This window comes from Shewanella sp. MTB7 (genome assembly GCF_027571385.1).
Classification (GTDB): domain Bacteria; phylum Pseudomonadota; class Gammaproteobacteria; order Enterobacterales; family Shewanellaceae; genus Shewanella.
Map to the genome: position 1 here is coordinate 2,052,867 of NZ_CP085636.1, position 26,583 is coordinate 2,079,449.

The window sequence follows — 26,583 nt, forward strand, 5'->3', positions numbered from 1 at the left end:
ATAGTAATACTTCAGTGCGTGTATCTAAGCACAATGATATTCAAACATCACTGAACTATAACGATAAAATCAATGACAATTTGGCCCTCAGTATGTCCAGCTCTGCGCGTTATATTGATAGCAGCGAGCATCATCTTAATAAAACATTCACCGCCGCACTCACCAATAATACCGATTATTATTCTGGCTCTGTGCGTTATAACACCTATGACGGTCAATCGGGTTATGGTGTGAACTTTAGTACCACCCAATTTATTAATTCACGCGGGTTATTTTACAGCAACAATCAATACAGTAAGTCAGCTATCTATATCGATAATCGCTTAAATAAGGTTGGGGATATTGGCAATATCAATTTATACAATGTCGAGCAGCAATATTACTCACAACATGATATTGACACTGATAAGATGATTTATCTCGATGGCTATGACCAATATAAAGTGAAGTACCAATTCGATAAACCTAACCAATATTTCATGGGGGCATCACTCGACGAGCAGGCTACCGTCGATTTATTACCCGGAAAAGTGATGATAATTGATGTAGATATTACCTCATCGAGCCAATTAACAGTCATAGCCCCAACCTACAAAGGGAGCATGCAATGTCGCGGTGAGGCGTGTTTAAGCACATCAGAAATTAAAACGGGTGTATATAAAATGACGGTAAAACCCAACATGCCATTTGATGTCATCATCGGCGAGCAACGTTGCTGGCAAGGCGCACTGAAAGTTGATACTAATCGTGCTGTTATCTGTGGAGGTCAATCATGAACATACGGATATTATTAGGGTTGATGATATTTTTTCCTGTGGCGGCAACAGCCAAGATGAGTATTAGTGACACAATCACACTGAACGTCACAATCCCTAATGCGGCACCCTCTATCACCCTCTTAAACAGTGAAATCACAGATAATAATTACCGAAAACTTAAATGGATGCAGGACTCTAGTGATGGGGTGGGACAAGTTGGGAAATTTGACCCGATATTTTATCAAATACGTACCACATCACCAACGGCAGTCTCAAATTATACCTTTCATGTCAGCAATAAATACTTAAATTGCGTCAGTAATTCATCAGAAAATATTGTCGACAGTCTCCAATTATCAATTGGAGACGTGAACGAAGCCAGCGGAAAGCTGATGTTGAGCGGGGATTATTGGCACCAAGTCACCATACCTGATGGTACCACACACCATATTTCAGAAGTCATGCTGAAAATCAATTTTCCGTGGATGAATATGGTAGACCAAAGACAGCACTGGGATTGCTTTGGCAATATCGTACTACTAGTCGCATCAGAATTATAATTATTAAGTGAATAACATGAAAACACTACACGTCATTATATTATTTATAAGTATTATATTCAGTCATAGTACGTACGCTATGCCTGTTCCAATCACATACAATATCAGCATTGATTATGACCCTATCACCAATCGACTCGAAAATGACAGGATTAGTGGGGGGAATGGTGAACTCTTTTTATATCATGCTGAAGGGCTCATTGTCGTTAGAAATAAAAAAGAAGCTTATAACGGAATCATTGCAGCATTCGCTAATCCACCTGGCGACCGTTTCATAAGACTTTCGAGACGGCACTCTAATTTTAACATTCAATTAAAGGGTACAGCTAATCAGAGTATTACCATTAAAAATACGTTGATAGATTCGTTTATGAATATCCCTGTTGCGTTTAATGGTACTCAATCTGAGATGCCTGGAATTGATTGTAGAGACGTTGGAGCCCCTAGTCACGGTAACAATCAGCCTCTGTATAACGCATATATAAGAAATAATGCAGGAAGTGATTGCAGGGGGGCTTCAAGTAGGACAGTATCCTCTTCCGACCGGGAACGATTTAATCTCAACAGTGGAGCAATGATCTTTTCATTTGATTATGATGATGCATTATTAACGTTTTTAGCACGCCCGACAACAATATCAGGTGATTATACAGGCACAGTTGTATTTGATGGTGAAAGTATCACATCAAGGGGAGGAGGTTCTTTTCAAGAACAATACACGTTTAATTTTAAAATTACCAAAAAACGCTCTTTGTTAAACTTTTCATTTCCAAATTCAGCGAGCAAAACGGCTGATTTTACTCATCAAAATACCTCGCAAGGCCATATAGGACAAGCTAGATTAAACGTCGACATTAATGGCGCCTTTGATTTAGGGGATAAACTTAATTTAACCCTAATATCTACCAATGGCGAAACCAATCAACTGCGAATGAAACATCAAACGACAAACAACTATATTAACTACTCGGCTAGATTTGTTGATCTCCAATTAGGTGACAGTGTTAATTTACAACATAATATTGCCACCTTAATCCGCATCACTAAACACGCTAATTTTTCAGGTTTATTGACTTTTAACTATCAGGCGCCTCTAGGCATTCCTACTGGTAATTATTCTGATACGGTAATTATTATAGCCGCATTCGATATAAGCACTGATTAATGGAGTATATGATGAACGACACTAATAATTATGTTGAAATAAAAATGGCACTTAGTCAATTACAGTCTGATATTATCAATTGTATTATGACGGGCCATTACGAAGAGTTCAAAATATTAGAGCTTCTCTATCATAAAGAAATAACAGCATTAACCCACATTAACTATTTTCCCGCTGATAATCACAATTATATCACCGCTGACAATTTATTGTATATGCACCTTAAAACGGCCATTGCCAGTAGAAAAATCAAACCTTACATTCAACCTATTGTTGATAATAATAAACAAATAATAGGCGGTGAAGTCTTAGCTCGCTGGATGGGAAAGGACAATTTAATCAGTCCAAGTTATTTTATTCCATTGATGGAGGATATGGGACTATTGGTTGAAATGACGGCCAGTTTACTGGAGCAATTAATTGCAGCACCCTATCAATATCCGAAGAAAACGAGATTAAGTATTAACATAACTGAAGAAGTATTAATCGATGAGACAATATTATGTTATATTAACGTACTATCAGCCTCATTCATCATCATCTTAGAGATAACTGAAACCAGTAATTTCAGCTATTCAACAGAAATAATTAATATTATGCATAAGCTACAATTGCAAGGGGTGAAATTTGCATTGGATGATTTTGGTATAGGGTATTCAACCCTCGCTAGTTTTAATCAATATCCCTTTGATATAATAAAAATAGACCGCTCTTTTATCGAAAATATTGTCACTAGCCGTAAGCTACAATTGACGGTGCTCAATATCGCCCAACTTTGCCAACTTTTTAATATTATAGCTGTAGCAGAAGGCGTTGAAACACAAGCGCAAGAAGATTATTTACGATCCATTAATATTAATCATTATCAAGGTTATCTGTACAGCCTTCCATGCCATTTTGAAGAATATTTATTAATGATATCGACAATGAACAATCTGGATCCAATACCAGCATAACCCATCACTCTAACAGCATTGCAATCCAGTTGCGGTCATTACATTTAAGGCTATTTTATGTTAAAAAATTTAATTATGTGGTTATTAATTTTTCCTATTACGGTATCGACAACAATAGCCCGTGCAGCCCCAACTCAACCCGTTTTTGGGTATGCGGGCATGGATATTGGTCATGGTAGTCATGTCAACGCTAATGATATCGTTAAGCATCACCTTGTTGGTGGTGTGCATGTTGGCTATCAATTCAATGATTACCTATCAACAGAGCTTGCATATCAATATTTAGATGATGTTGAAATTGATACGCTTAATGGCGTCAGCACTGCCCACTCTCAACAACTCGCATTGAGCGCAATATTGGGGTACCCAACAGTTCATGATAGCTATCCCTATCTCAAGTTAGGTGTAGCAACATGGCACATCAATGCCAAAGGCCAACAAAATGCTTCCGGCGTGGCGCCACTTTTTGGGCTTGGGTATCGCTACCCCCTGAGCCAACATCTGTCCATGCGCACTGAATATCAGACAACCGTTAATATCGGCAATCATAGCCTCGGTTATACCGATAACCATGTGTTTATGCTTAGTCTTAGTTGGAAAGTTGGTCGTAAAGTGAGCGTGCATAATATTGCCCACATTACAGACAACATACGCCTACAAGACACTAATGAAATAACTCCATCGAACGCTGTTTCAGCGGATAACAATACTTCAACTTCATTTAAAGTAATGTTTGCAACTAACTCCAGTATGTTAATGCATCACTCAGGATTAAATAAGGCCCTTCACTATCTTAAGTTTCATCCCAACACAAAGATTAACATCATAGGCTACAGTGATGATACTGGCGAGGAGAGCTATAACTTATGGCTATCGACACGTCGAGCGCAAGCAGTAGCTGACTACTTCATTAATCAAGATGTAATTAATAAAATTAACATAACCATTATTTCAAAAGGAGAAGTACCGTTAACCGATACTGATGATATTGAATTATTAAGATCCTTAAATAGACGTGCGGAAATTATCGTTATTAATTAATACGCAGTTTGAAACAACATCAACCGTCTGCAATTAGATATTTTCACTATTAACTAGCGCATATAAATAGAAGAATTATATTATATAAAAATGACAAATGACAAAGTAGGTATATAATGAAGCGATTAGCAATATCACTCGCTATTTTTACATCTTTTTCTGCTGCTGCAGAAATCAACGTATCATCACAAGTGTATTTTGAGCACTAAATCTGGTCTGTCACAAACAAATGAGTTGGTTTGTAATTATTTAATGCATTGAAAATTAACAAATTATACTGTTGGCGATTATTTGAAAGAAAATTTTCTAACATCTCACTTAATGTTGCTTTTTGTTCTGGGTCATGGGGAAAAGAGTGAGAAGTTTATGTTTGCATATCTTGATGAAGATGACAGGAAAGAATTTGAGCATTACCTTGGGACAGATCTTGAAGATATGTTGGTTTCAGGCTCTAGGACGAACAGAAGGTTAGAATGTTATCTTGATCAGTCTGAATTTTTTAAATTCAGACTGATCTTAACTGCACTCGTTAAAGACTTTAATTTTCCGTGTGTTCGTTTCACTTCTGCACTGGCTTTGACAATATACTCTGTAACAATGGAAAGTAGTTGTCTTCAAAAAAACATGCAGGATATCGTTTTGCAGGAATTAGGTTTTATCTGAAAGCATTTAATGGAAATGAAATGGTAAAATATATTGTAGGAATGGAGGCCATTGTTGATAGATGGGGAGAGTATATTCGTGAGGCAAGTATCTTTATACTTTGATTATTTTCGAAAGATGGCTTTCATCCTTTAAATGGAGCCTTATTCATGTGTGGCATGATTAAGGCGTTGTTTTATTTGTTTTGGAAGAGAGCTATTCTCTGCTTCAACATGAACTTTAGCAAGAGTAACGAAGCTATCTCTAATCTAACGTTCGTTGCTATAGTGGGAGTCCTCGAACGATAACCTGATAATAAGCTGGTTGGATTGTCTTTTTGGTATTCCTTCTGGCCCCTGTAAACACTCGCAATACCGATATCTAATTTTTCCGCTACTGCTTGACGAGTAAATCCTTCCTTTATCAAGCAGATCACCTGATGTGATTTTGCCCTCGCAGTTGGTTGATGCCCTTTATATTTCCCTTTTGATTTGGCCTTTGCTACACCTTCCATTTGTCGCTCTTTGTGTAGAGTAGTTTCAAATTCTGCAAACACTCCAAGTATGTTAAAAAAAGCATTTCTAGCCGCACTACTGGTATCAATTGGCTGTTCTGTGGCCTTTAAATTAATACCGTTTTCGGGGGATGAGAACCAACGGTACGGAAACGTATGCTAAGCCTCACCGTTACCAATACTTTGTTTGTGATACGCCTAGAGTTACAGATTTTATGACTGAAAGCTGCTTTTTTAGAAGTAACACATACGACCGTTTGTTTGACATTAACCGTAAGTCATTGAAATTTTGGTTAACGTACGTTTTCAGTCGAGTGGACTTCAAACCCCTATGAGTTATCCTTTAAATTACAGATAGTCAACAGAATTGACTGATTGGCAACATGGTGGTAACATTAGGCCACATTAATAGGAAAAAGGAACTTCATTATGAATGCCCATAAATTACTATTCATGGCTATTATATTTCTATTTAGCTCAACAGCTATGGCACAAGTAGTGTCAAAGGCATTAACATTTAGCTTCGTGGGTTATATTCCCCCGACTAAAATAAGTATCGAAACTAAAACTAAAGAATTTAATAAAAATTCGACTATAAACAATGTTAATGACATAAGCCGAATTATGGTTGGTCAGAATTTAAACTCTATCAATGAATTAAAGCTATTTTTAAAAAAACGTAAGTCTACTGCCAAAATAGTTAACTAGTTTTACAAACTCCACTTACATTTGTACAAAATATTAGCACATATCAAAATTGAGCCCCTCCGCCACATGAAACGCAACACGTAGTACCTTATTCAGCGTTCAAATATTGCATAAATATGTCATAAGGTGAATAACGGGGTAAGTCGGGATACGTGTAGAAATGAGTCATAAGCGGCCTTAAATATGCCTCTATCCCTTTCACTGCCTAAGTTTTCTGGCTTGGAGAACAAGTCGCATATTCATCTCTTAATGAACATAAATCTGCTTTCTTTAGATCGTCATTACTATGAACCGTTAGTTTTAGAGTTTTGACTAAAAACGAACGGTTTTATAGTATAAAAAGCTTCTTTCGAAGCCTTTTATACTTTCTAAATTTAAACTATCAAGGCACCTTTTGATGTTTTACCTGCTTTAAAGCTTGGATTACACAAGGACAATATCCTCGTTGGCCTAGCAAGACTGCACCAAGCTTCAAGTACCATTGACTTGTAACACGCTTCATCCGATATCGCTTGTAACTGCTCTTTCAGCATATAAATGATCCAGAGAATTTTGATACTCTCGAGTAAGTCACCAAGCTTATCTGACTGCCTCTCATCCAGTTTATGGGCGTTTTTCAGCAAGAGGAACACCGTTCCTTTGAGCATCTTTTTTCTTCATTAGAACCATGTCTAAAAGCTTTGGCGCGTTCTTTTTTGATTAACAGGCAGTAGTTTTGCATCACATGAGATCGGTCGAAAACGATATCGGCATTAGGCAGCATTTTTCTTACTGTGGATTGATAAGGCTGACCCATATCCATTGAAACCGCTTTAATACCGTCTCTCGTCGCAGTTGATAGTTGCTCGAAGAACGAAATAAGGACCGTGGCTTTTCTACCGTGTTCGACCCAAATTAAATGACCAGAAACCAAATCGTATACCACTGTCATGTAGTCATGTCTTTTAGCTAGGGCTACCTCATCAACGCCAATATGGATTAAATTGTTAAGCTTCGCGGGCTCCAAGCCTAGTAGGTTGAATGTAGATATTCCTTATTAATGTTTTTTACCGTCTCCCAACGAATACTAAATGTTGAGAGACTGCGTGAATGCTCATGTATCGGCATAATCCACTAATGAACTGACAGAAGCGAATGGTATATCGGGCTCCTTTTTGCAACGTATTCAGTAGCCTCAATTAACCTTCTTCCGTCTTTATCTCAGGTCTGAGCGAGTTCGATGCTACCAGGTAGATCGTGTACCCGTCTTCTTATATAGTGATCAACTGTACATCGCCTTTCAGTTCTTGGTTCTTTAAGCTTAAACCGTCCGTCTCGGCGGCATCGTACAAGAACAGAATGAGAGCCTTGTTCTATAGAAAAGGACTGCACACATTGTCCTTTAAAGCTAAATAGAGTGGATGATAATGACGGCAAGGTATATTCACTTATTCACAAATAAGAAAGTGTTGTAAATGATAATGTTATTTATGATCTTTGATATGAATAGACTCACCTAAGTGGAGAAGAGTCCTTTTCCTAATCAAACCCTCATGAGCTAGATCCAAATCTCTATCTCATTTATGTTCAGAAATGAAATAGAAGGACTCTAAATGAGTAGTCAATTATTGGCTACTCTAGCCTTATTCTGGCTGGTGGATATGATCACTCCACCAGCACATAAGCTCTCTACGCCGCTCAATGTAGTCGGCGCGATTATATGCCGCCCTTACTGTATTCTTGTCCACGTGAGCAAGTGACACCTCGATGAGTTCAGCATCAAAGCCTTGTTCATTTAGTGTGGTACTGGCCAATGCGCGTAGGCCATGAGCCACTAAACGGCCTTTGTAGCCCATACGCCTGATAGCCATATTGGCCGTTTCAGTATTGGTGTGAGTGTTAGGGTTCCTATCGGCTGGGAATATGTATTCCAAGTGGCTACTTATTGGCTGCATGCGCTTTAGTAACGCGAGAACTTGTGGTGTTAAAGGGATGATGTGCTCACGCTTCATCTTCATGCGTTCAGGGGGAATAGTCCATAGCTGTTTTTCAAAGTCGATCTCGTTCCACTTAGCCATAGCCGCTTCTGCGGGACGTGTCATGGTGTGTAGCTGAAGCTCAATCAAGCAGCGAGTTGTCAGTTTTATACTGGCGTAAGATAGGTCCTGCATAAACTCAGGTAGCTCACTGGGCTTGATCGTGGGCATTTGGCGCTTCTCTGGGACGCCAAAGGCTGCAGCGATTCCGCTTAGTGGATTAGAGTGAATTCCACCAGTGTTTACCGCAAAGGTCATCACTTCATTAAGCCAGCTGATCACTCGCCTACAAGTTTCTATATGACCCTTTGCCTCTAGCGGCTTGAGCACTTGAATGACTTGTGGGGCTGTTAAGGCACTGATTGGCATCTCACCTAGGGCTGGGAATAGGTATAGCTCTAATCTGCGATATAGTTTTCTAGAGTGATTAGTCGACACTTTTTGTTTTTTTACTTCGAACCAAGTATCAATAACGGCTTTGAGGGTATTAGTCGCATCAGTTTTCACAGCTTCTTCTTGTTGCTGGAGGTGATACAGGGGATCGATGCCTTTAGCAAGAAGCTCTCTAGCTGCTTCTCTTCTTTTTCTCGCTTCCGCTAGTGGCACATCAGGATAAGTGCCGAGGCCAAAGTTGGTACGTTTTTTAGTAACAGGGCGGGTATAGTTGAGCAACCAAAATTTCGAGCCACTTGGTTTTATTCTAAGCATTAACCCACGACCATCAGCTAGGTTGTACTCTTTCTCTTTAGGCTTAGCGTTTGCGACTGCGGTAGCTGTGAGCTGTTTAGTAGAATTGGCCATCATTGTAACACGATTATAGGATTTGGCTTCGATGTTACATTGAGTGTGACATAAAACTCAAGCTGCTACGAGATGCTAGTAGACGTCAGTGGACGCTAAGTCATTGATTATATGAATTGCAGGCAGAAAAAAAGACGTCCTGAGACGTCTTCGTTTCTATATTTGGTGGAGGCGGCGGGGCTCGAACCCGCGTCCAAAAAGCCTACATCCAAGGCACTACATGCTTAGTCTCTCTTTTAATTAACCAAGTACACTCCGAAAGACAGGATTGCAATTGGCGAGTTCAGTACTATTTCGCGGTTCACCCCTGAACGTGGTTCCCTCGCTATCAAATGTGAGATGACCATCTATAAACCAAACCCATTTGAGAAGTTTCGGCAAGATGGCTAGCTAGCCTAAGCTGCTAGAGAGTAGTTAGAGTCGTTTGCAACTATAACGGTGCGGCTTTTTACGAGGCCAACCGCCCCTCGGCATGCTCCCAGGGTTTCGAGAATCTTGTCGAATCCAGAATCGCCCCCAAGTACAATGTGATTGTAACGTGTTGCCAGCTGATTACCAAGCCTGTTTTGCAACTCGTACGATCGTTTGTTCGTTATCTGTACGTTTCGAGTGTTTAACTAGCAAATAACATGATAACTAAACGTTTCTATTACTTAATTACTCGCCACGTACGGCTTTTTTCATTGTGCGAGCCTTTTCGACTTGCCACTCTCTGTCTTTAGTATCTTCACGTTTATCGTGTTCTTTCTTACCTTTACCAAGACCTATCTCAATTTTTACCCATGCGCCTTTCTGCCAATACATGGAGATAGGAACAATAGAGTAACCTTTACGATCGACCAGCCCTTGTAACTTATCTAACTCCTTACGTTTGAGCAGAAGTTTTCGTGAGCGCATAGGATCACAAACAACATGGGTGGATGCGGTATTCAATGGGGCTATAGTACAACCGAAAAGAAAGGCTTCGCCGTCTCTCATAAATACATAGCTTTCAGACAAGTTAACCTTGCCCATACGAATAGACTTTACTTCCCATCCCATTAAGGACAGACCTGCTTCCATCTTCTCTTCGAACTTATAGTCGAATGTAGCACGTTTATTACGCGCTATAGATGCAGAGGAGTTTTTTGAATTTTTCTTAGCCATAGGCTGGCTATTATACTCAGGGAGAAAGTTTTTGGAATTGTTGTTATCGATTAATTGCTTATTTTTGATAAATACCGATGGTTTAGACTGTTTTTTGTGCAGCATTATGTTTTTATGTTGCTTAGGTGGGCACTTCGTTTGACTGACAGAAAATATGCGTTTTCTTATGATCGTGTTAAAATCTGATTATAGAGATAACTTAACCTATTATTTTTTGGTTATAGTGTTTAGGTAATAGAGTCGAATGCCCAAAATATCCCGCAGTGTGTTAGTGCGTTTCAGTGCGATGCAGATGTATGAAATAGTGAATGATGTAGAATCTTACAAAGAGTTTTTACCGGGCTGTGTGGGAGGGAAAGTGTTGGAGTTTGATGGGAAAACCATGCTTGCATCTGTTGATGTATCTAAGGCTGGAATTAGTAAAACTTTTACCACCAGAAATCATATTGTTCCAGGTAAGAGTATTCAACTCGCGCTTGAAAATGGCCCTTTTAAACATTTAGTGGGTGAGTGGCGCTTTACGGAGTTAACTGAAGATGCCTGTAAAATTGAGTTTGAATTGAATTTTGAGTTTTCCAGCACTTTAGTCGATATGGCTTTTGGCAAAATATTTAACGATCTTATGAGCTCTATGGTGACGGCGTTCACCGGAAGAGCAAAAGTTATCTATAGATAATATGAGCGGAGAGTTATGTCTTTCGAGCTCCAAAGGTCTTTAAGAGAATTAAAATGAACATAGAGCAAGAGAATTTTGCCGTTGAGGTTATTTATGCTTTACCGACTCAGCAAAAACGTATTCAAGTCAAAGTTGCACCGGGTACGAGCTGTATCGAAGCCGTAAAACAGAGTGAGATTATCAACTTTTTTCCAGATATTGATCTAGACAGTGTAAAACTTGGGATCTTTAGTCGGTTGGTTAAGCATGATGAGATTTTAGTTCCTGGACAAAGGGTCGAAATATACCGTCCATTAATTGCGGATCCTAAAGATGTGCGCCGTAAACGAGCGGAAAAAGCCAAGGATGAGGGGCGAATTAATAAGATCACAGGTGCAAAGATATAAGCTATTATCTTCTCGTCAATAGAAATAAAAAAGGGGCTAACGCATTTGCGTTAGCCCCTTTTTTATTCAAATATCAATTAAGTTGTTATTCAAATTTTTTACTTGCCTGAGCTTCTGGATCATTTTCTTCAACTAAAGGTTTAGCATCAGGACGCTGCTCTGGAATTAAGGGAATGGCTTGATCCACCTCACCAACATGTGTTGCATCGGGTAGACGGCTTTGATCGAGAGGTGTATTAAACTCCTCTGATAAATCATAGTCCCCAACGACTTTTGTTAGTTGCTCATCTTTAAAATGGATAATCAGCTCTTTATGCGTAATGCTGGCATCGCGACCACTTTTGTAATGGTACACATAGTACCAAGTGTCATCGGCAAAGCTGTCACGTAGGACGGGGCGACCAAGAATATATTCAACCTGCTCTTTGGTCATTTCAACCCGTAGCTTCTCTACCTGTTGAGTTTCCATATAGTTACCCTGAGGAATATCGGGTTTATATATTAACCAGTCAAATACGCTACAAGCACTGAGTGAAATCGAGAGCGCAGCAGCGCCCAAAAGGGTAAGACTTTGCTTTTTAATTGTCATTGAGTACGCTACTTCCTAAAAATCTGCTGGTTATCATACCCAAGCTCTCCCTATGCTGACAAGGGTTATCCTTGCTCTGGTTAACGAAAAGTAATTTGAATTGAATTAATCGGATCTCATGGGATGCCTATATTACTTTAGTTTCAAGAAATCCTATTAAGTCATAGGTATGACAACATGAGACTTTCTTTGTTCCTTAAGCTCTTTTTTATAGGCTCTTGTCGCTACTCATGCCGTAGGGTTTCAGTCAAAATGATTGTTTTTAGTTCCAACGTGCATGTATGTTGCGTAACACGTTGGAATCGATATGGAGTGTGCACCGTAATATTTTGACTGTTTAAAGCATTTTTCTTGTACGAGACGAGTAACTAACATGCTATCTTGCTTTCAATAACTGCTTGCAAAGTATCATAAAAGTTATAAGAATATGATTCAGAATTGGCTATAGAGCTAAACAAATCAGTTGAGGTTTAGAGGTTGCTATGGAGTTAGGCGTTAAGGGCAGGAAAGGGAGCTTGGTCTGTGTCGGAACCGGGCTGAATTTGGCTGGTCAGATCACTGTTCTGAGTAAAAGTTATATCCAAAATGCAGATGTGGTGTTTTCATTAGTGCCTGATGGCTTTGCACAACGCTGGCTAGAAGGCCTTAATGATGATGTACGAAGTCTTCAACCTTTCTATGCACAGGGAGATGAAGTAAAGAGTCGCCGGGATACTTATGACCAGATGGTACAGGCTATTTTAGAGCAAGTTCGTGTAGGCAAGAAAGTGGTATGCGCTTTATACGGACACCCTGGTATTTTTGCCTGCGTATCACACTTTGCTATCGAGCAAGCTAGAGATGAAGGTTATAGCGCCAAGATGGAACCCGGTATATCTGCCGAAGCTTGTCTTTGGGCTGATTTAGGCATTGATCCAGGTAGTTCAGGTCATCAAAGTTTCGAAGCTAGTCAGTTTATGTTTTATAAACATATTCCAGATCCTACCACCTATTTGCTACTTTGGCAGATAGGGATAGCTGGCGAACATACCTTGGCCGAGTTCCATACCTCATCAGATTGTTTGCAAGTATTAGTTGAACAACTCAATGAGTGGTACCCGTTAGATCATGAAATCACAATTTATGAAGCGCCTAATTTGCCAATACAACAACCCAGAATAGATAAGTTAGCCCTAAAAGAGCTGCCTTTCGCTCGTCTGACAGCAATTAGCACTCTATTGATTTCACCTGCTAGCAAGCTTGAGGTGAATCATGCCATATTGGCCAAGCTTGGGATCACAGAAGCGGATTTAGGCTAGGCATGTATGCATTAAAGCTGTGATAAGTTAAGTTAGACGAATAAAGAAATCGCAATCACTAAAATGAAAAGGAAGTAATTGATGTCAAAATTAAATGATCTTTTAGAGAAGTTAAGCTCCGACGCTGATTTGAAGGCTAAGTATCTTGAAAATCCAGAGCAAGTGATGGAGCAAGCAGGTTTGAATGATGCTGAGAAGAAAGCGATGCTAGCTGGTGACGAGAAGGCTTTAAGTGATCTGACTGGTGATAAATCAGCATACCGTAAACATGTAAGAAATCCGGATTAACGTCTAAATGTAGTTTGTATTCTCATATGCTGTGTTTGAGCTTTTTGTTTTCAGTTTCATATGAGAACAATTTATATTGATAGAGTTAAAAATGTCCAATGTCGTGTTTGAAAAAAAGATTCTTACAATTCCTACCAGTTGCAAAGTTGGCGGGAAGTGTGGGAGGGTGGGAGCACAATATTGGACATTCTATGAAAATTGTAATTTGAAGCTCCTTATCCAAAAATTTCATGTGTGCAAAATCAAAGAATGTAACTTAATTTATGCCTATCTATATGTTGTATTACTAATATTTCCTGCTAATGTTTTTGCAGAGAATATTGTGCAAGAAGATAGCGATAATACCCAAGTTAATGTTGAAATACTGAACGAGTCCTTGACTACACTTGAACTTACTCGTACTCAATCTCCTGATGCTGTCTCAAAACAGTTGCTATCATTATCTCCATTATTTTCTGAAATGAATAGAGAGCAACAATATCGCTTTATTTTACTTCAAGCTCACTCATATACCTTATCTGGAGACTTTAATGAAGCTGTCAACCTCTTAACACCTCAATTGTTGAAACCTTTTGATTCTGATCTTATAAAGTATAAAACTAGAACGATGTACTTATTGGCAAATACTTATTCACACTTTAACTATTATGTTGAATCACTAAGAACGCTCCATCAATTGTTACCTCTTCTGGCTGATGTCGACGATATCGAGAGTGAGGTTTATGGCTATACCTTAGCAGTTGAGTTGTTCGGCCAAATGGACTTAAATGATGAAGCGCTTAAGTATGCGAAAAACCTTTATTCAAAGTTTGACACTATAAAGCTTCCAAGGCATCAATGTTTCACCTCTTATAGTTATGCTGAAAGTATTGATGGGGTTTATGGAAAGGATGAAGGTAAGTTATTGGAAATAAAGTCTCTTTATAGTAGTGCTTTAAATTTCTGCAAGAGTGCTAATGAAGAAATGATTATGGCGGCTTCATTGTTAGGTCAAGCTAAAATGTTATTTTTTCTGGGCCATTTTAAAGAAGCTAGACATGAGGTACTACAAGCGATTGAGTTATCAGAATCAATCCCCTATTTATTGGATGTGGCAGATGCACTGATCCTTCTATCTGAAATTGATAGAGTTGAAAATCGTGATGATCTAGCATTGGCCCATACAGAAAAAGCTTTAGAGATTGCTCTAATTGTGAATGATGAAGGCGTATTGGCGAAAGTTTATAAGTCATTATCGGAAATAAATGAAAGTTTAGGCCGAACAAGTAAGGCATTAGAGTACCTTAAGCTTTTTCAAAAGAACCATACAAAGATTTTAGGTGAAACCCAAAACAAGATCATCGCTTTTGAAACAACCAAACTTGATTACCTTGAAAAAGAGCGCCAAATTCGATACCTCAATAAAGATCGCGAGCTTTATACCGCGAAGGCTGAGTTAACTGAATCACAACGTAATAATGAACGTATGATGTTTCTGTTGATCTGTGGCAGTTTAGTGATATTAACTATGTTTGCGATTAGCATGACGTTGCAAAAGCGTAAGTACAAGCGATTGGCTCAATTTGATGTGTTAACCGGGATATATAATCGCGGAACGGGTCAAGACAGAGCAGAAAACAGATTCGTTAAAGATTCTATATCAGATACCGATTTTAGTGTGATCCTATTTGATCTGGATCATTTTAAAAATATTAATGACAATTATGGTCATGCTATGGGTGACTGGGTATTAAAGAAAGTGTGTGAGGTTGTCAGTAAAGAGTGCCGTAGTGGTGATATATTTACTCGCTTTGGGGGAGAGGAGTTTGCACTGTTTATGTCTAATACTGGCAAGGATACGGCCAAGGAAGTGGCTGAAAAGTGTAGGCTTCAAGTTCTAGCGATAGAGACCCGATACTCGGGTCATGAGTTTACGGTCAGCGCCAGTTTTGGTGTCACAACCAGTAACGCTGAGGACTTAAGCCTAGATCCTATTTTACAACGTGCTGACATCGCTATGTATCAATCTAAAAAGCAGGGAAGAGATCGAGTGACTGTTTATACTCAAGAGATGAATGATAACCGTGATAAAAACCCCTCTGAGCTAGGGCTTTCTTGATATTAAATTCACTTTTTTTGAATTTTTTAAATTTATTTTAGAAAAAAACCAAACTAATAATTCATGTTGATCGATAAACGTAAGTCGGTATATCGACTGGTGTTACTTTCGTGTTTTTACATCTTACGTAAAGGTAAAGTTTAAACGCTCGTTTTGATTGTGTTGGTGTGCTGTAGTCGTTAACTATATGAACTAGTTGTCATTATAAGCTTTACGATTAGGTTAGCTAAAAACGGAAACTAATATTGACTACCTGTTAACCGCTTCTTACTATCGTAATTAATCTATTACAGTATGAAATTTAATTACGTAATGTTTTTCGTTGTTTAATTATGGTCAAGTTGTCTGACAAATTGTATATAAACATCAAACTTTAATATAACTCTTCTCACTATATTTATTTCTCTTTTTTTTCAGTGTATTGTGACTCACTATTATTGGTAATACCAATTTCCCTCATGATGTTTATTGGGAGTAATTTTGATTTTGTAGGCTTTTTGATGCTTGCAAATAGACACATTTGTTAGTAGCTTTTGTTCAACATACAGTTTTATTGAGCTAATTTATTTACTGGCTTAGGTATACAAGTTTCAATTTGCTGAATTTCAGCAGTTGTTCCCGTGCGGTATTCCTACGTGCTGTACGGGCTTTTCTTTCCTTTCAACTGTGCTTCATTGCTACGACAATGTTTGCTTGTGTTGGCGACCTTAGCGGGTCGCTTTTTTTTACCTATACTTAGAAACTCAAATAAGCTGTTTTATTTTCCAGAGAATGATTTGAAATCAATGACTCAAAGTACAACTCATCCCAAATCGAACGGAATCGATTACTGGATTAAACGGATTAGTGATCAAGAAATGCCTGCACTATGCTCGACGGTGAAAACCTTGGAGAAGCTGGCGAAAGATGATGTCTCTTCGTTAGGGATACTCGGAAAGAGTGTGATGCACGATAATGCGCTGACTTCTCGAATACTCAGAGTCGCGAATAGTGCCACTTATAGTAAGGGGCATCATCAGATCACCACTGTCAGTCGGGCAACAGTGATGCTTGGCTTCGACAATATTCGCAGTATCTGTATTACCGCTAAACTGTTAAGCAGCTTATTAGAATCTGAGGGGTTAACCCCTTGTGTATACCAACGTTTATTGAAGTTGATGGCAAGGGCCTTTCAGGCTGCGATGCTAGCAAAAATGATGCTTAGGGATCATGAAGAGGAGTTACAGGAGGAGGTATTTATCGCCTCGCTCCTTTATCATTTAGGTGAAAGTGCTTTCTGGAGTACAGGTAGTGAGCAAGCAATAAAACTGGATGTTGCGATGTCTAAGTGCAGTGACGCTAAAGAAGAGAAAGTCATTGTTCGTGAGATCTTAGGCACCTCCTTTAACATGCTGTCTCAAGGGATCGCCAAAGCATGGGGATTGGGAGAGGTGCTACAAAAAGCCTTGAACAGTCCGGAAACAAGAACACCAGAGATCCGCAGTATTTTTCTGGCAAATCAGATCTGTGAAATTTTAACTCAGGAAAATCCATCGGCCAGCGAACTTCAGCATAGGTTACAGCAAGCTGCGACCACGTTAGAGATTGAGGTTGATGAGTTAAAGGGACGTATGATCCGTTGCAGTATGGCCACGAAAAAGCTTGCCGAAGCTTATGGTGCCAAAGTGCTGCTTAAATACCTACCTAACCCTAAAATGCTAACTAAGAACCTAGAGGCTGAAAAAGATAAGCCAACAGAACGTATGCCAAATATGACTGAACAGTTGAAAAGCTTACGTGCATTGACAGATTGTGCCGTGACTAAAGCCGATTTTAACCAAGTGATCACGATTACTTTAGAGGGCATACTATCGGGCGTAGGGGTCGATCGCTGTGGTGTGCTTCTGCTTTCGCCTAATCGTAAAAGATTACAGCCACGTGTTGTATTAGGGGAGGGGTCTGAGCAGATGAAAAATGAATTTATCATTGCGCTAGAGGGAAACAGTTGCTTATTTGGTGAAAGTATTGAGCTGAAACAAACTATGTTTATCGATGACCCAAGTTCTGCAAAATGGCAAGGTTATATGAATGATGATCTTAAGAGTAAAGTCTCAGCCACAGGTTTTATGATCTCCCCTTTAATTGTAGAGCAAAAGGTGATTGGTATGATCTATGCTGACAGGGCCAGTTCGGCGCGGCGTTTAGGCCAATCGGAATATGATAACTTCATCCACTTCTCACAACTTGCTAGTCTGTGCCTTACAGCCGCTTTAGGTCATTGATGACTTGAGTATTTAGGTTGAATTATGTGAGCTAAATTGTCTCATTTACTTTCTGATTTGATGGTTGCCGTTATCTCTTTAGCTATCTTATTCGGAATGGGGAAACTGAGATGGTATTGCGCTATCTTCCAGCCTTTATCTGTTAGAACCAAGGTGCCAGTTCCTCGGCTGATGCCGTAGGATCCACTGTCCAACAGTTCATCAAAGACAATTAACTTATCCAGTCTATCCACTTTAGTTAGCTTTCTATTTGTGAGGGTATAACTCCAGCCTTGTGTTGGGCGAGCGTATTGCTGGAATTCATCCATGGTCCAATGCTCAGTGGCATCAGTGCCGATAAAGATGGCATCGCTAAGGTAGAGAGAAAAATAGCTATCCCAGTCAGCATCACTTGCAGCTTGATGTAAGTTATCTAATACCAGTGCAGCCTCAGCTAATACCATATTTTCATCAAGTGTTTGGGTTGTGGCGGTGTTTTTCAAGGTAGTAGGACTCACAGGAGCTGTGTCAGCTAAAGCGATGTTACTTATTGCAATTGTTAGCAGAAAAGCTGCAGGGAACAGTAGTAATCGAATTATTTTGTTAGCAATACGTTTCATTAATGACCGCATTTATTATTATTGAGTGTGTTTATGACGTTAATGCCAGTTTATTGGATCTAGCTTAAAGAAATGGCTGAGTTCTGTATAGAGTTCTCTGTGCGCGTGGTAGAAATCTTGAGGGCGCTCGAAGAAAACCTCAGTGATAACAGCAAAGAATTCTGCAGGATTTGTCGCACCATAATAGCTGAAAATTGATGGTGTATTCTCTTGGGCTTGAGATTGGAGCTGTGTAAACTCTCGGGTTAATACTTCAGACCAGCTTGAGTAATCGTTTAGGGAGCTTAAAATCGGCGCGCCATTGGCTTTGCCGTCTTCTTGATCCAGTTGATGAGCAAACTCATGGATGACGACATTACTGCCATCTTGTGGATCCGCCGCATCATCTTGGGTTGTTTGCCATGATAGAACGACCTTGCCATTTTCCCAGGATTCGCCCGAGAGTAATCTCTTTTTATCCCCCACCACTCCCCCACTATGTAGTTCATGGTTCTTCACGATAAAAATCGATGGATAGACTAAAATCTGTTTTAGCTTAGGATAAAAGTCGGTATTACGATTTAGCAGTAGTAGACAGGCCTGCGCGGCGATGGTGACACGCATTTCATCATCAATAATTATCCCATCACAGCCGATAAATTCCTTTTCATCAATAAAAATTTGTATCAAGTCTTTGAGTTGTAGTTGAAGGTCTGCCGGTAAAGATCGGAAATAGGGCATTCGTTGCTTGAGAATGCCTCGCCAACTAGATGGGAAAGGATGCTTAACAACTTTTTTTCTATGCTTGGCGACTCTCCATGAGCGAGACGCTATCCAAGCAATAGATGAAAGCGCGAGTATAGTAACGATTATGATTGCGAACATATAACCTTCATATATTTTAACTGACTAATATAAATGAGATAAGGCCTGTTCAGATATAATTCAAGTTTAAAGTGTGTTATTTACTATGTTAACTGTAGACTCGATGCAGTTTTTTCCGGAAGCTTTAGCTTGATAAAGTGCCAGATCAGCTTGATGGATTAACGCTTCTGGCGTTAGCCTAATATTAGATCTTTTTGTATTGACTCCTACGCTTATGGTGATGATTTGTTGGTGTTGTGAGTCAGCATGAGGGATAGCAAGCTTTACGACCGCTTTGCGCATGAGTTCGGCAACATGATGGGCAATGCTATGATCACTCGAGGTCAGGAAGACAATAAACTCCTCCCCACCATATCGGGCAAATATCTGTCCTTGCATCTCCGGCATTCCCTTGATTATAGCGGTTATTTGTCTCAAACATTGATCACCTATAATATGACCATACCTATCATTAAACTGTTTAAAGTTATCGACATCGAACAATATGATTGAGATAAATTGGTTTGAATGGGCTGGAGAAGTTAAAGCTTGTGTCAGTTTATGGTCAAAATAACGTCGGTTGTATGTTCCGGTTAATCCATCCATTTCAGATATCGATTTAACCTGTGCAGCATAACTCCTTAATGTTTCTAATGAGGTCATCATTTGTTGTAACTCTAAATTATCGGCCTGTGGCAATGGTGTATTTTGTTTCTCATTGGCAATGGCTTGCATTGCCTGACTGGTTGCTATTACAGGTTGCATAATGCCTTTTGAAATAAAGTGCCAATTCGTTAGCCAGATAAGAAATGTATAGAGAACTCCTGCAGAAAAGATGAGGACAACAAATGCATTACTGTCTGTTTTCAATTGTTGCCCTTCAATATCAATTTGTTGTTTTATTCGTTGTACCAGTACTGATGAGAAAAGTGCTATTTGTGCAGCGGCATTGGCTTGTATCTCTAAGTGCGCGTTAGCTATTCGACTGCTATTCAATGCATCTCTGCTCGAAATAAACAAGTTGGATGGGCCGATTAAGTTAGGCTGTATTTGTGACAGCCAGTCCTGTTTTATCTCTTGGGCGATAACAGATGAACTTGGATGATGCTTTAGTGCCTGAAAATGTCGCATCGCCTCTCGCTGTAACTGATTATTGATATGATTATCTGCACTTTCATCGACCTCTGCAGCGAGTCTAAAAACTTGCATTCCCTTATGTAAGAAGTCAGATAATTGCCTATGTTGATTTAAGGATTGTTGCAGGTGTGTATATTTTTGCTGGTTAAGTTCAGTGTTGGCTTCTTGATCGAGTTTAGCTAGTTCATTGGATATGGCTCGGGAGAATCCCTTCTCTATTAAATTCATGTTGAGATGAAGGCGGCTTGCCTGTATCTCTGCTTCTTGGGCACTCTCGGTAAGTTGGGTTAAAAGTGGGATCTTATCAACCGCTAACTGTATTTTTTCTAGGTGGTCATTGAGTAATTGAATTTGCTCATTATTGCTGTCTAAACTGATCAGTGATATCAGACTTTTTTCAAGCTCGAACCATTGATGTGACAATTCATTGAGCAGTTCTATACGCTGCTTTTCAGTGTTGAAACTTGTCAGTTTAACAGTGATAAGTTGCAATTCTTGACTGTCCTTTGATAGTTCTAATACGTACATTATTCTACTGACATTCTTGTTTATCATATGGTCCAGTTTTCGCTGCAACCCTTGAGATAAAACAATCGAAGTTAACCCGATCGTTAGTGTTAGTAAGATTGTGATGTACAGCAATAACTTTAATTTTTCTTTCATGCTGCTTAAGGGCTTTTGTAGCCTCATCTTTTTACCACGGGTACTTCACCATAACGGTTTTGAATCTGCTCAATCTTGCTGACTAACTTAGCTGTTTCAGCACGGAGATCGTTATTATTTGATAATTTGAAACAGCTTTTTCTCAACTCTGGATAGATATTTCCCATGGCTGTGCTAGTAAAATGTCCCAAACTGAGGACTTCAGTTGACCAGTTCATATTTGCTTTATGACTGGCGTTAAACGCGCCTCCTATGTGGCGTAACTTTTCGGTTTGAAACTCTGCTGATGTAGCGACATCGGCCCGGCATGGGTTACCTCCCCCCAAGGCATAAGCATATTGAGCTTCAAATGATCCCATGTATTTTAACAGCCAGTAAGCAGCCTGTGGATTGAGGCTATCATAGGCTACAGCGAAGGCGTAAGCACCATTGTAAGGCTTACCACCAGGGACTTGAGCTACAGCTAATCTTGCTCCAGGAACATTTGATTCAACTTTAAAGGAGGCACTCCATAGGTTGTTATAGGCAAAAGGCCACATGGCGACATCACCATTAGCAAGCGCATTTGAGGCTTCTTTAAAAGCAAACTCTTCATTGGCTGGATAGGCATAGTGCATAAGATCTTGATAAATATTGGCGGTGCGAATAAGTACTGTGTTATCTGGTGGGAGTTTGAAAAGCGTTAACTGTTGATTTTGATTGTACTCGGGTTTCATCCAGTAGCCATTTAAGCTCCATAGGATAGAGGAAAATTCATCATTTATGTGGGGACGATTTCCGGACATTAACGCTATGCCGTAAAAGGGTTTTGCTAATATATTATCGCCTAGCGTTTCACCCTTAGTGCGTGTAAAAAAAGCGCTGACATCTTTTAATTCCTGCATGTTGGTTGGAGGAGCAAGAGGGTAACCATATTTTACTTTAAAGTTATATTTTTCTTTGGGATGGCGAAACAAATCGGCTCGGTAATGATTACCCATCACATAGTTGTTGTAAGGGATAGCGTAAATCTCTCCATGATAGGAAAGAATATTGAGTAAAGAGGGGTAATAGGGTTCAAGGTAACTGTTTATTCCTCTTTCACCGCTTGGGTCGTAGAGATTGGCCAGTTCAGATAGAGGCACGGTTAACCCTTTAGATGCCCACTCTTTTGCCCATCCTGCTTCCATAGTGAGTAGATCATATCGGCCTGAACCTTCAATTAAAGATTCAGTTTGAAGTGAATACATCTTATCGAGAGAGGTGGTGATGACATTTACCTTTATTCCGGTTTGTGCCGTAAATTGAGGTAACATTTTTTCCTTTAAATGCACAGTCCAAAAACCTGTCTCTGCGACTAAATTCAATGTTTGTTTATTTTCAATTTCGGGGATTTGGTCGAGTGAAAATTGGGCATAACTCATCGAAAAATGAAAAACAAAGAAAAAGGTAATAAATTTGTTAAATCCCTTACTCACGTGATATTACTCCGTTTTACCACTCCATGTGAGTACATTAATACTATTATGTTGCGAGCTTGTATAGGTAATATTTCGATTCTGTAGTTTAGTCATACTAAGTAGGGAGAAGCTAAGGGGTAATCAACAATAATTGTGCTTAGTTTCTTTTGACGTTCATCATTATTGAGCGAAAAATGGTGCTCGAATAAAAAGCATATTGATTATCATGGTCTTGATTGATGAGTTGTTCATTGTGTGCTTGTGGCATGATTCGAGTCTGGAGGATATTGATATTAAACTATATTTTATTATGACTAACTAAACTAAAAAGCAGTTATTTATTCAAAACAGATATAATTGTTTTTAAAGGAGAGCCTGCTTAAGCGTGTTTTCTAGCAGTGTTGAAATGGCTTTTACTCGCACTAGTAGAAAATAGTGCGAGTTGAAGTTAAGATTTTCAGATCTCTTGTTTGAGATTACAGTTTGATTGGTTAAGCTATTCAAAATGAAGCTAGTGGAAATGAATATGAATGAACAAGTGCTGTTAGAAGCCATTAATCAGAAGATGCCTTTTGGTAAATATGCGGGGCGTAAGCTACTCGAACTACCTGAACCCTATCTGGTTTGGTTTCATTCTAAAGGATTTCCAGAAGGGAAGTTGGGTGAGCAGCTTGCTTTAATGTATGAGATTAAACTCAATGGATTAGAGGGGATGTTGCAACCTTTACTAAAAGTTCGACGAAATTGATTTTTGTTTCTGGTTTTATGATCTTGATCTAAAAGATAGAGATTGCTTCAATATTTGAGTTTTTATTAGAGATTTATTAAGTGCTGCATGTTTTAATGATTTCATCAAATAAATTTAGTATGAAAAGATAAAGGAACAGACAATGATCGCTAAACTTGCAAAACTAATTGCTGTAGCAACACTGGCTTTGGGGATCTCTAGTGCATGGGCACAGGGTGTAATGCATGAAGGTATCGTTATCGATACGATGAATGGCGGTGGTTACACATATGTACAGATCAAAGAGTCTGATAAGACTTTTTGGGCTGCTGGTCCACAAATTGAGATCAATAAAGGTGACAAAGTGGTTGTTCAAGAGCAGATGTGGATGAATGATTTCACAAGTAAAACCTTGAACCGTACATTCGATGAACTTCTGTTTGTTGGCCGTATCGATAAGAAATAAATATCTATTTGGCGGTTTATTTATCGTCGATTCAAGGTATGTAATGGTGGTTGGTCATTCCGATAATCGCCACCATTTTTATAGGTCAATCTTGCTTTAATTGGTTATTTATACCGATTGGCATTACTCAACGATGGTATTCGTATTCGTTGTTGCATAGGTATACAATCTCTTCATTGATAGGCCGCTTAGTTCATCACTTCATGTCATCGAGTTTAACAGTTCTTCCATACGACAAACATTATGCATCAGCAGTGAGTCACATCTTCCATAAGTCAATTCATCATATTGATGATGAATTGTATTCCTATGATGATAAGTCAGCTTGGTCTGCATTACCACGTTCGTCATACCACTGGAACAAGCGTTTGAGCTTGAGTCAGGCTTGGGTGGTGGTAGATATCGATAGTTCTGTTAATGGTAAGCCTAAATGTTGTGGTTTTATCAACGTAGAAACACACTTTTTGAGTCAGGGTTATATCGATAGCTTGTATGTTCATCCTGATTACCAGAGTAAGGGGGTGGCTCATCGGTTATATGCCACGCTAGAAAGCTGGGCATATAAGCAGGGTTTCTCTATGTTGTCGGTGGATGCCTCCAAAGTCTCTAAGCCACTGTTTCTAGCGTGGGGATTTAAGCTACGCCACAGAAGTTATCAAGAGAAGCTTGGGCGTGTGATCATGGGCTTTTTAATGGAAAAAGAGCTATAGCAGTAATATCGCTACTCGCTCTTGGGTTATACCCAAACTACCTGAGAATGCTCGTTTCAGAGGCCTTGTGCGAGTTCAATTCTAGGCGTATTAGAATTAGAATGGTTGATCCCTTTTAAGCTAATGCAACAACGAAGTGTGCTTGCGCAAAGCCTTCACAGATGGGTTTTAATGCGCTTTATACTGCGCTATTGATTTTACCAAGGGAACAACCATTACCTACAATCAATACCTTGCCTAAAGCACATTTAATTCCCACTGAATCCTGCATTTCCAAGTAGCTTGGGTATATATTCTGCCTCTGAGCGCTATTCCGATCCGTATCATAAGTGACTTGTGTAATGAACTTGGGGAGGTAATTCATTGTCGAGAAGGGCTTGCTCTCTTTGTATATAGCGAATAAATGCGAGGGGCAGGGTGAGGCCTTCTATGGGTTCCTGAGTTTTCGCTTGCAGTAAAGGTGAGTAGCCCTCTTTGCCCGATACGGTATAAGCTGAGGAAACTCCGAAGTAATAAACCTGCTTTTCGACGCCAATCCATGCGACGCCATCTTTATCTAAGACTTCCAAAGACAAGATTCTTTTACCTAATGGCTTTCTACCATCGTAACAATACTTCAAACCATAAGTGTAGGGAAAGCTACCTGCACCTGTGCCGGTAACACTGTTATTGGTTGCTGAGTTGATGGCCGATTCTATAGCTGAAAAAAGGTGAATACCTTGGATCTCATAGTGAACTAAAGTCAAGTCGAAGGGGAGTAGTCGTCCGACAACATAGGCTAGTGTCACCTCTCCTTTGTTGAGAGACTGCCTAACCCCTCCTGCATTATGAAGTGCAAAGTCAACTTGAGTGAGCTGACGCTTCGCTTCATGATAGATGCTCTTGCAGACCCAAGGTGCAATTTCACTGCCGTGAGGAAGTGCTTTGCTGGGCAGGCGGGTGTGAATTAAGTTTCTAGGTATAAAGCCTAGAACTTGCTGTTCTAGAGCTGCAATAGCAGGTTTGTATTGTGTATTGATCACCTTGGTTATAGCAGTGTCTTCATTGTCCCATAGAATACCAGGGTGCTGTTTCAGATGCGCTCGTACCTTGTCGTATTCATGTTGGGTGACGTGGTGTTTAGATTCGAGAATAAACTGGTTATCTAACATAAAGTAATTATGCCCATTTAGACTCGTCACTTGTCCAACGGCATTGAATTCAATGTCCGCAAGGCCAATCGTCTCCGCGTGTTTACCTGCGTGTAAGATAGGCGTGTTATTAACACTAACACCATATGGGGTGGCACTGAGCCCAAACTCTTTAAAATCGCCCTGTAGTGTATGTGAGTGCCCACCGACAATGAGACTGATCCCATCGACTTGCCCAGCTAACACTTTATCTTGATCAAAGCCCAAATGGCTCAATACTAAGATATGGTCAATCCCGATAGACTTTAAATGTTGAACTGTTTTACGGGTAGTCTCAATAGCGTTGATGAAATGTGTATCGGGATCGGGACGTGCGATCTCTGCCATTTGATCTAATGTTATCCCAATAATGGCCAGTTGCTTATCTTGTAGTGGCTTAATGACTACCTTAGCTATGCCCAGTTCATGCTGATATTCATAAAGGTTTTTATGTCCTTTAATCGCACTACTTTTGCCGATCACCTCCTGGCTAAGATCCATATTACCTGCCAGTAGAGGAAACTGAATGCTATCGAGAAAAGCACGAATGGGTTCACTGCCAGCATCGACTTCATGATTACCGATCACCATGGCATCAGGTTTTAATAGATTGAGCAGGTGGGCATTAGCCGCTCCTTTGAACTGGTTAAAATAGAGTGAGCCTTGGAAGCTATCACCGCCATGAAGAAATAGAAATGCTTGTTCAGCAACGAGTGCGGACGCTCTAGCATTCTCGACCTGATAATTTATCCTTGCATACCCGCCGCTGTGGCTATAAATCTCGTAAGACTTGCCCTCTTCTTCATAATGTAAGCGGACACTACTACACTCGAAGTGGGAGTGTGTGTCGTTGATGTGCGCAAGTTTAAGGGGGTAACGAATAGACATGTGGAGGGGATCTCTTAGAGCCAGCAGTTGTGAATTGTAC

At 39.6% G+C, this 26,583-nt stretch carries 25 protein-coding genes, 1 other RNA gene and 1 pseudogene; 16 read left to right on the forward strand and 11 right to left on the reverse strand.

All coding sequences use genetic code 11. The features are described from left to right. The first annotated feature begins 14 nt into the window (after positions 1-14). The 6 genes from HWQ47_RS08665 to HWQ47_RS08690 all read left to right on the forward strand — a co-directional run bounded on the left by HWQ47_RS08665 (position 15) and on the right by HWQ47_RS08690 (position 5,143). Positions 15-776, forward strand: a complete 762-nt coding sequence (locus HWQ47_RS08665) for a hypothetical protein (RefSeq protein ID WP_269970747.1) — start codon at positions 15-17, stop codon at positions 774-776. Beyond that, positions 773-1,318 carry a hypothetical protein gene (locus HWQ47_RS08670; protein ID WP_269968417.1) on the forward strand — a complete coding sequence of 182 codons (546 nt, stop codon included), beginning with the start codon at positions 773-775 and terminating at the stop codon, positions 1,316-1,318. Before HWQ47_RS08665 ends, HWQ47_RS08670 begins: the two co-directional genes overlap by 4 nt. Positions 1,319-1,397: 79 nt before the next feature. Beyond that, on the forward strand, positions 1,398-2,483 hold the full coding sequence (locus HWQ47_RS08675) for a hypothetical protein (protein ID WP_269970748.1): 1,086 nt from the start codon (positions 1,398-1,400) through the stop codon (positions 2,481-2,483). Positions 2,484-2,491: 8 nt separating this feature from the next. Further along, positions 2,492-3,439 (forward strand): EAL domain-containing protein, encoded by a 948-nt coding sequence (locus HWQ47_RS08680; RefSeq protein ID WP_269970749.1) that lies wholly within the window; start codon positions 2,492-2,494, stop codon positions 3,437-3,439. A gap of 57 nt (positions 3,440-3,496) precedes the next feature. Then, on the forward strand, positions 3,497-4,480 hold the full coding sequence (locus HWQ47_RS08685; RefSeq protein ID WP_269970750.1) for an OmpA family protein: 984 nt from the start codon (positions 3,497-3,499) through the stop codon (positions 4,478-4,480). A gap of 291 nt (positions 4,481-4,771) precedes the next feature. Further along, complete coding sequence (locus HWQ47_RS08690; protein WP_269970751.1) at positions 4,772-5,143, forward strand: hypothetical protein; 372 nt, start codon at positions 4,772-4,774, stop codon at positions 5,141-5,143. A gap of 175 nt (positions 5,144-5,318) precedes the next feature. Here HWQ47_RS08690 and HWQ47_RS08695 read toward each other — a convergent pair whose 3' ends face one another. Continuing rightward, positions 5,319-5,753, reverse strand: a complete 435-nt coding sequence (locus tag HWQ47_RS08695; RefSeq protein WP_269971702.1) for a recombinase family protein — start codon at positions 5,751-5,753, stop codon at positions 5,319-5,321. A 312-nt stretch (positions 5,754-6,065) separates the two neighbouring features. Between HWQ47_RS08695 and HWQ47_RS08700 the strand changes: the two genes are divergently transcribed. Then, a complete protein-coding gene (locus HWQ47_RS08700) occupies positions 6,066-6,344 on the forward strand; it encodes a hypothetical protein (protein ID WP_269970752.1) in 279 nt (92 codons plus the stop codon). 422 nt (positions 6,345-6,766) lie between these two features. On the opposite strand, the pseudogene HWQ47_RS08705 reads toward HWQ47_RS08700, so the two are convergent. From HWQ47_RS08705 to smpB, 4 genes and pseudogenes are all read right to left on the reverse strand, one after another. After that, positions 6,767-7,760: pseudogene (locus HWQ47_RS08705) on the reverse strand (ISL3 family transposase); the annotation flags it as partial. A 206-nt stretch (positions 7,761-7,966) separates the two neighbouring features. After that, complete coding sequence (locus tag HWQ47_RS08710; RefSeq protein ID WP_269971703.1) at positions 7,967-9,160, reverse strand: integrase domain-containing protein; 1,194 nt, start codon at positions 9,158-9,160, stop codon at positions 7,967-7,969. 163 nt (positions 9,161-9,323) lie between these two features. After that, positions 9,324-9,678: a transfer-messenger RNA gene (ssrA, locus tag HWQ47_RS08715) on the reverse strand. Positions 9,679-9,817: 139 nt separating this feature from the next. After that, entirely contained in the window at positions 9,818-10,306 is a 489-nt protein-coding gene (gene smpB, locus HWQ47_RS08720; RefSeq protein ID WP_269971704.1) for an SsrA-binding protein SmpB, read from the reverse strand. A 244-nt stretch (positions 10,307-10,550) separates the two neighbouring features. Here smpB and HWQ47_RS08725 point away from each other — a divergent pair, with 244 nt between their 5' ends. Continuing rightward, positions 10,551-10,982, forward strand: a complete 432-nt coding sequence (locus HWQ47_RS08725; RefSeq protein ID WP_269970753.1) for an SRPBCC family protein — start codon at positions 10,551-10,553, stop codon at positions 10,980-10,982. Positions 10,983-11,035: 53 nt separating this feature from the next. After that, positions 11,036-11,368: an RnfH family protein gene (locus HWQ47_RS08730; RefSeq protein ID WP_269970754.1), complete on the forward strand. Its 333-nt coding sequence runs from the start codon at positions 11,036-11,038 to the stop codon at positions 11,366-11,368. A gap of 85 nt (positions 11,369-11,453) precedes the next feature. On the opposite strand, the gene HWQ47_RS08735 is transcribed toward HWQ47_RS08730, so the two are convergent. After that, positions 11,454-11,957: an outer membrane protein assembly factor BamE gene (locus HWQ47_RS08735; RefSeq protein ID WP_269970755.1), complete on the reverse strand. Its 504-nt coding sequence runs from the start codon at positions 11,955-11,957 to the stop codon at positions 11,454-11,456. 482 nt (positions 11,958-12,439) lie between these two features. Between HWQ47_RS08735 and HWQ47_RS08740 the strand changes: the two genes are divergently transcribed. The 4 genes from HWQ47_RS08740 (at position 12,440) to HWQ47_RS08755 (ending at position 17,902) form a co-directional block, all read left to right on the forward strand. After that, complete coding sequence (locus HWQ47_RS08740; RefSeq protein ID WP_269970756.1) at positions 12,440-13,255, forward strand: SAM-dependent methyltransferase; 816 nt, start codon at positions 12,440-12,442, stop codon at positions 13,253-13,255. A gap of 81 nt (positions 13,256-13,336) precedes the next feature. After that, on the forward strand, positions 13,337-13,543 hold the full coding sequence (locus tag HWQ47_RS08745; protein WP_269970757.1) for a hypothetical protein: 207 nt from the start codon (positions 13,337-13,339) through the stop codon (positions 13,541-13,543). Positions 13,544-13,865: 322 nt separating this feature from the next. Beyond that, on the forward strand, positions 13,866-15,641 hold the full coding sequence (locus HWQ47_RS08750; protein WP_269970758.1) for a tetratricopeptide repeat-containing diguanylate cyclase: 1,776 nt from the start codon (positions 13,866-13,868) through the stop codon (positions 15,639-15,641). Between the two features lie 785 nt (positions 15,642-16,426). Continuing rightward, a complete protein-coding gene (locus HWQ47_RS08755) occupies positions 16,427-17,902 on the forward strand; it encodes an HDOD domain-containing protein (RefSeq protein WP_269970759.1) in 1,476 nt (491 codons plus the stop codon). A gap of 41 nt (positions 17,903-17,943) precedes the next feature. On the opposite strand, the gene HWQ47_RS08760 is transcribed toward HWQ47_RS08755, so the two are convergent. The 4 genes from HWQ47_RS08760 to HWQ47_RS08775 form a co-directional block, all read right to left on the reverse strand. Continuing rightward, a complete protein-coding gene (locus HWQ47_RS08760; protein WP_269970760.1) occupies positions 17,944-18,501 on the reverse strand; it encodes a nuclear transport factor 2 family protein in 558 nt (185 codons plus the stop codon). Between the two features lie 39 nt (positions 18,502-18,540). Next, positions 18,541-19,365 (reverse strand): zinc-dependent peptidase, encoded by an 825-nt coding sequence (locus HWQ47_RS08765; protein ID WP_269970761.1) that lies wholly within the window; start codon positions 19,363-19,365, stop codon positions 18,541-18,543. A 66-nt stretch (positions 19,366-19,431) separates the two neighbouring features. Continuing rightward, positions 19,432-21,009, reverse strand: coding sequence for a GGDEF domain-containing protein (locus tag HWQ47_RS08770; protein WP_269970762.1), 1,578 nt, complete (start codon positions 21,007-21,009; stop codon positions 19,432-19,434). A gap of 158 nt (positions 21,010-21,167) precedes the next feature. After that, a complete protein-coding gene (locus HWQ47_RS08775; protein WP_269971705.1) occupies positions 21,168-22,547 on the reverse strand; it encodes an ABC transporter substrate-binding protein in 1,380 nt (459 codons plus the stop codon). A gap of 562 nt (positions 22,548-23,109) precedes the next feature. Between HWQ47_RS08775 and HWQ47_RS08780 the strand changes: the two genes are divergently transcribed. From HWQ47_RS08780 to HWQ47_RS08790, 3 genes are all read left to right on the forward strand, one after another. Continuing rightward, positions 23,110-23,331, forward strand: a complete 222-nt coding sequence (locus tag HWQ47_RS08780; protein ID WP_269970763.1) for a DUF3820 family protein — start codon at positions 23,110-23,112, stop codon at positions 23,329-23,331. 142 nt (positions 23,332-23,473) lie between these two features. Further along, positions 23,474-23,776, forward strand: coding sequence for an NrfJ (locus HWQ47_RS08785; RefSeq protein WP_269970764.1), 303 nt, complete (start codon positions 23,474-23,476; stop codon positions 23,774-23,776). A 203-nt stretch (positions 23,777-23,979) separates the two neighbouring features. Further along, the gene (locus HWQ47_RS08790; protein ID WP_269970765.1) at positions 23,980-24,486 is read left to right on the forward strand and encodes a GNAT family N-acetyltransferase; all 507 of its coding nucleotides are present in this window, start codon (positions 23,980-23,982) and stop codon (positions 24,484-24,486) included. A 323-nt stretch (positions 24,487-24,809) separates the two neighbouring features. Here the strand turns inward: HWQ47_RS08790 and HWQ47_RS08795 are convergent, their stop codons facing one another. After that, positions 24,810-26,543, reverse strand: a complete 1,734-nt coding sequence (locus HWQ47_RS08795; RefSeq protein WP_269970766.1) for a bifunctional metallophosphatase/5'-nucleotidase — start codon at positions 26,541-26,543, stop codon at positions 24,810-24,812. Positions 26,544-26,583 lie beyond the last annotated feature (40 nt).

What these genes read in the sequence shown, in the direction of transcription:
- HWQ47_RS08765 (WP_269970761.1), bottom strand. Translation starts at nt 19,365, where the DNA reads ATGTTCGCAATCATAATCGTTACTATACTCGCGCTTTCATCTATTGCT.
- HWQ47_RS08745 (WP_269970757.1), top strand. Translation starts at nt 13,337, where the DNA reads ATGTCAAAATTAAATGATCTTTTAGAGAAGTTAAGCTCCGACGCTGAT.
- HWQ47_RS08710 (WP_269971703.1), bottom strand. Translation starts at nt 9,160, where the DNA reads ATGGCCAATTCTACTAAACAGCTCACAGCTACCGCAGTCGCAAACGCT.
- HWQ47_RS08775 (WP_269971705.1), bottom strand. Translation starts at nt 22,547, where the DNA reads ATGAGTTATGCCCAATTTTCACTCGACCAAATCCCCGAAATTGAAAAT.
- HWQ47_RS08795 (WP_269970766.1), bottom strand. Translation starts at nt 26,543, where the DNA reads ATGTCTATTCGTTACCCCCTTAAACTTGCGCACATCAACGACACACAC.
- HWQ47_RS08735 (WP_269970755.1), bottom strand. Translation starts at nt 11,957, where the DNA reads ATGACAATTAAAAAGCAAAGTCTTACCCTTTTGGGCGCTGCTGCGCTC.
- HWQ47_RS08725 (WP_269970753.1), top strand. Translation starts at nt 10,551, where the DNA reads ATGCCCAAAATATCCCGCAGTGTGTTAGTGCGTTTCAGTGCGATGCAG.
- smpB (WP_269971704.1), bottom strand. Translation starts at nt 10,306, where the DNA reads ATGGCTAAGAAAAATTCAAAAAACTCCTCTGCATCTATAGCGCGTAAT.
- HWQ47_RS08685 (WP_269970750.1), top strand. Translation starts at nt 3,497, where the DNA reads ATGTTAAAAAATTTAATTATGTGGTTATTAATTTTTCCTATTACGGTA.
- HWQ47_RS08730 (WP_269970754.1), top strand. Translation starts at nt 11,036, where the DNA reads ATGAACATAGAGCAAGAGAATTTTGCCGTTGAGGTTATTTATGCTTTA.
- HWQ47_RS08780 (WP_269970763.1), top strand. Translation starts at nt 23,110, where the DNA reads ATGAATGAACAAGTGCTGTTAGAAGCCATTAATCAGAAGATGCCTTTT.
- HWQ47_RS08740 (WP_269970756.1), top strand. Translation starts at nt 12,440, where the DNA reads ATGGAGTTAGGCGTTAAGGGCAGGAAAGGGAGCTTGGTCTGTGTCGGA.
- HWQ47_RS08790 (WP_269970765.1), top strand. Translation starts at nt 23,980, where the DNA reads ATGTCATCGAGTTTAACAGTTCTTCCATACGACAAACATTATGCATCA.
- HWQ47_RS08760 (WP_269970760.1), bottom strand. Translation starts at nt 18,501, where the DNA reads ATGAAACGTATTGCTAACAAAATAATTCGATTACTACTGTTCCCTGCA.
- HWQ47_RS08680 (WP_269970749.1), top strand. Translation starts at nt 2,492, where the DNA reads ATGATGAACGACACTAATAATTATGTTGAAATAAAAATGGCACTTAGT.
- HWQ47_RS08675 (WP_269970748.1), top strand. Translation starts at nt 1,398, where the DNA reads ATGCCTGTTCCAATCACATACAATATCAGCATTGATTATGACCCTATC.
- HWQ47_RS08770 (WP_269970762.1), bottom strand. Translation starts at nt 21,009, where the DNA reads ATGTACGTATTAGAACTATCAAAGGACAGTCAAGAATTGCAACTTATC.
- HWQ47_RS08700 (WP_269970752.1), top strand. Translation starts at nt 6,066, where the DNA reads ATGAATGCCCATAAATTACTATTCATGGCTATTATATTTCTATTTAGC.
- HWQ47_RS08755 (WP_269970759.1), top strand. Translation starts at nt 16,427, where the DNA reads ATGACTCAAAGTACAACTCATCCCAAATCGAACGGAATCGATTACTGG.
- HWQ47_RS08670 (WP_269968417.1), top strand. Translation starts at nt 773, where the DNA reads ATGAACATACGGATATTATTAGGGTTGATGATATTTTTTCCTGTGGCG.
- HWQ47_RS08785 (WP_269970764.1), top strand. Translation starts at nt 23,474, where the DNA reads ATGATCGCTAAACTTGCAAAACTAATTGCTGTAGCAACACTGGCTTTG.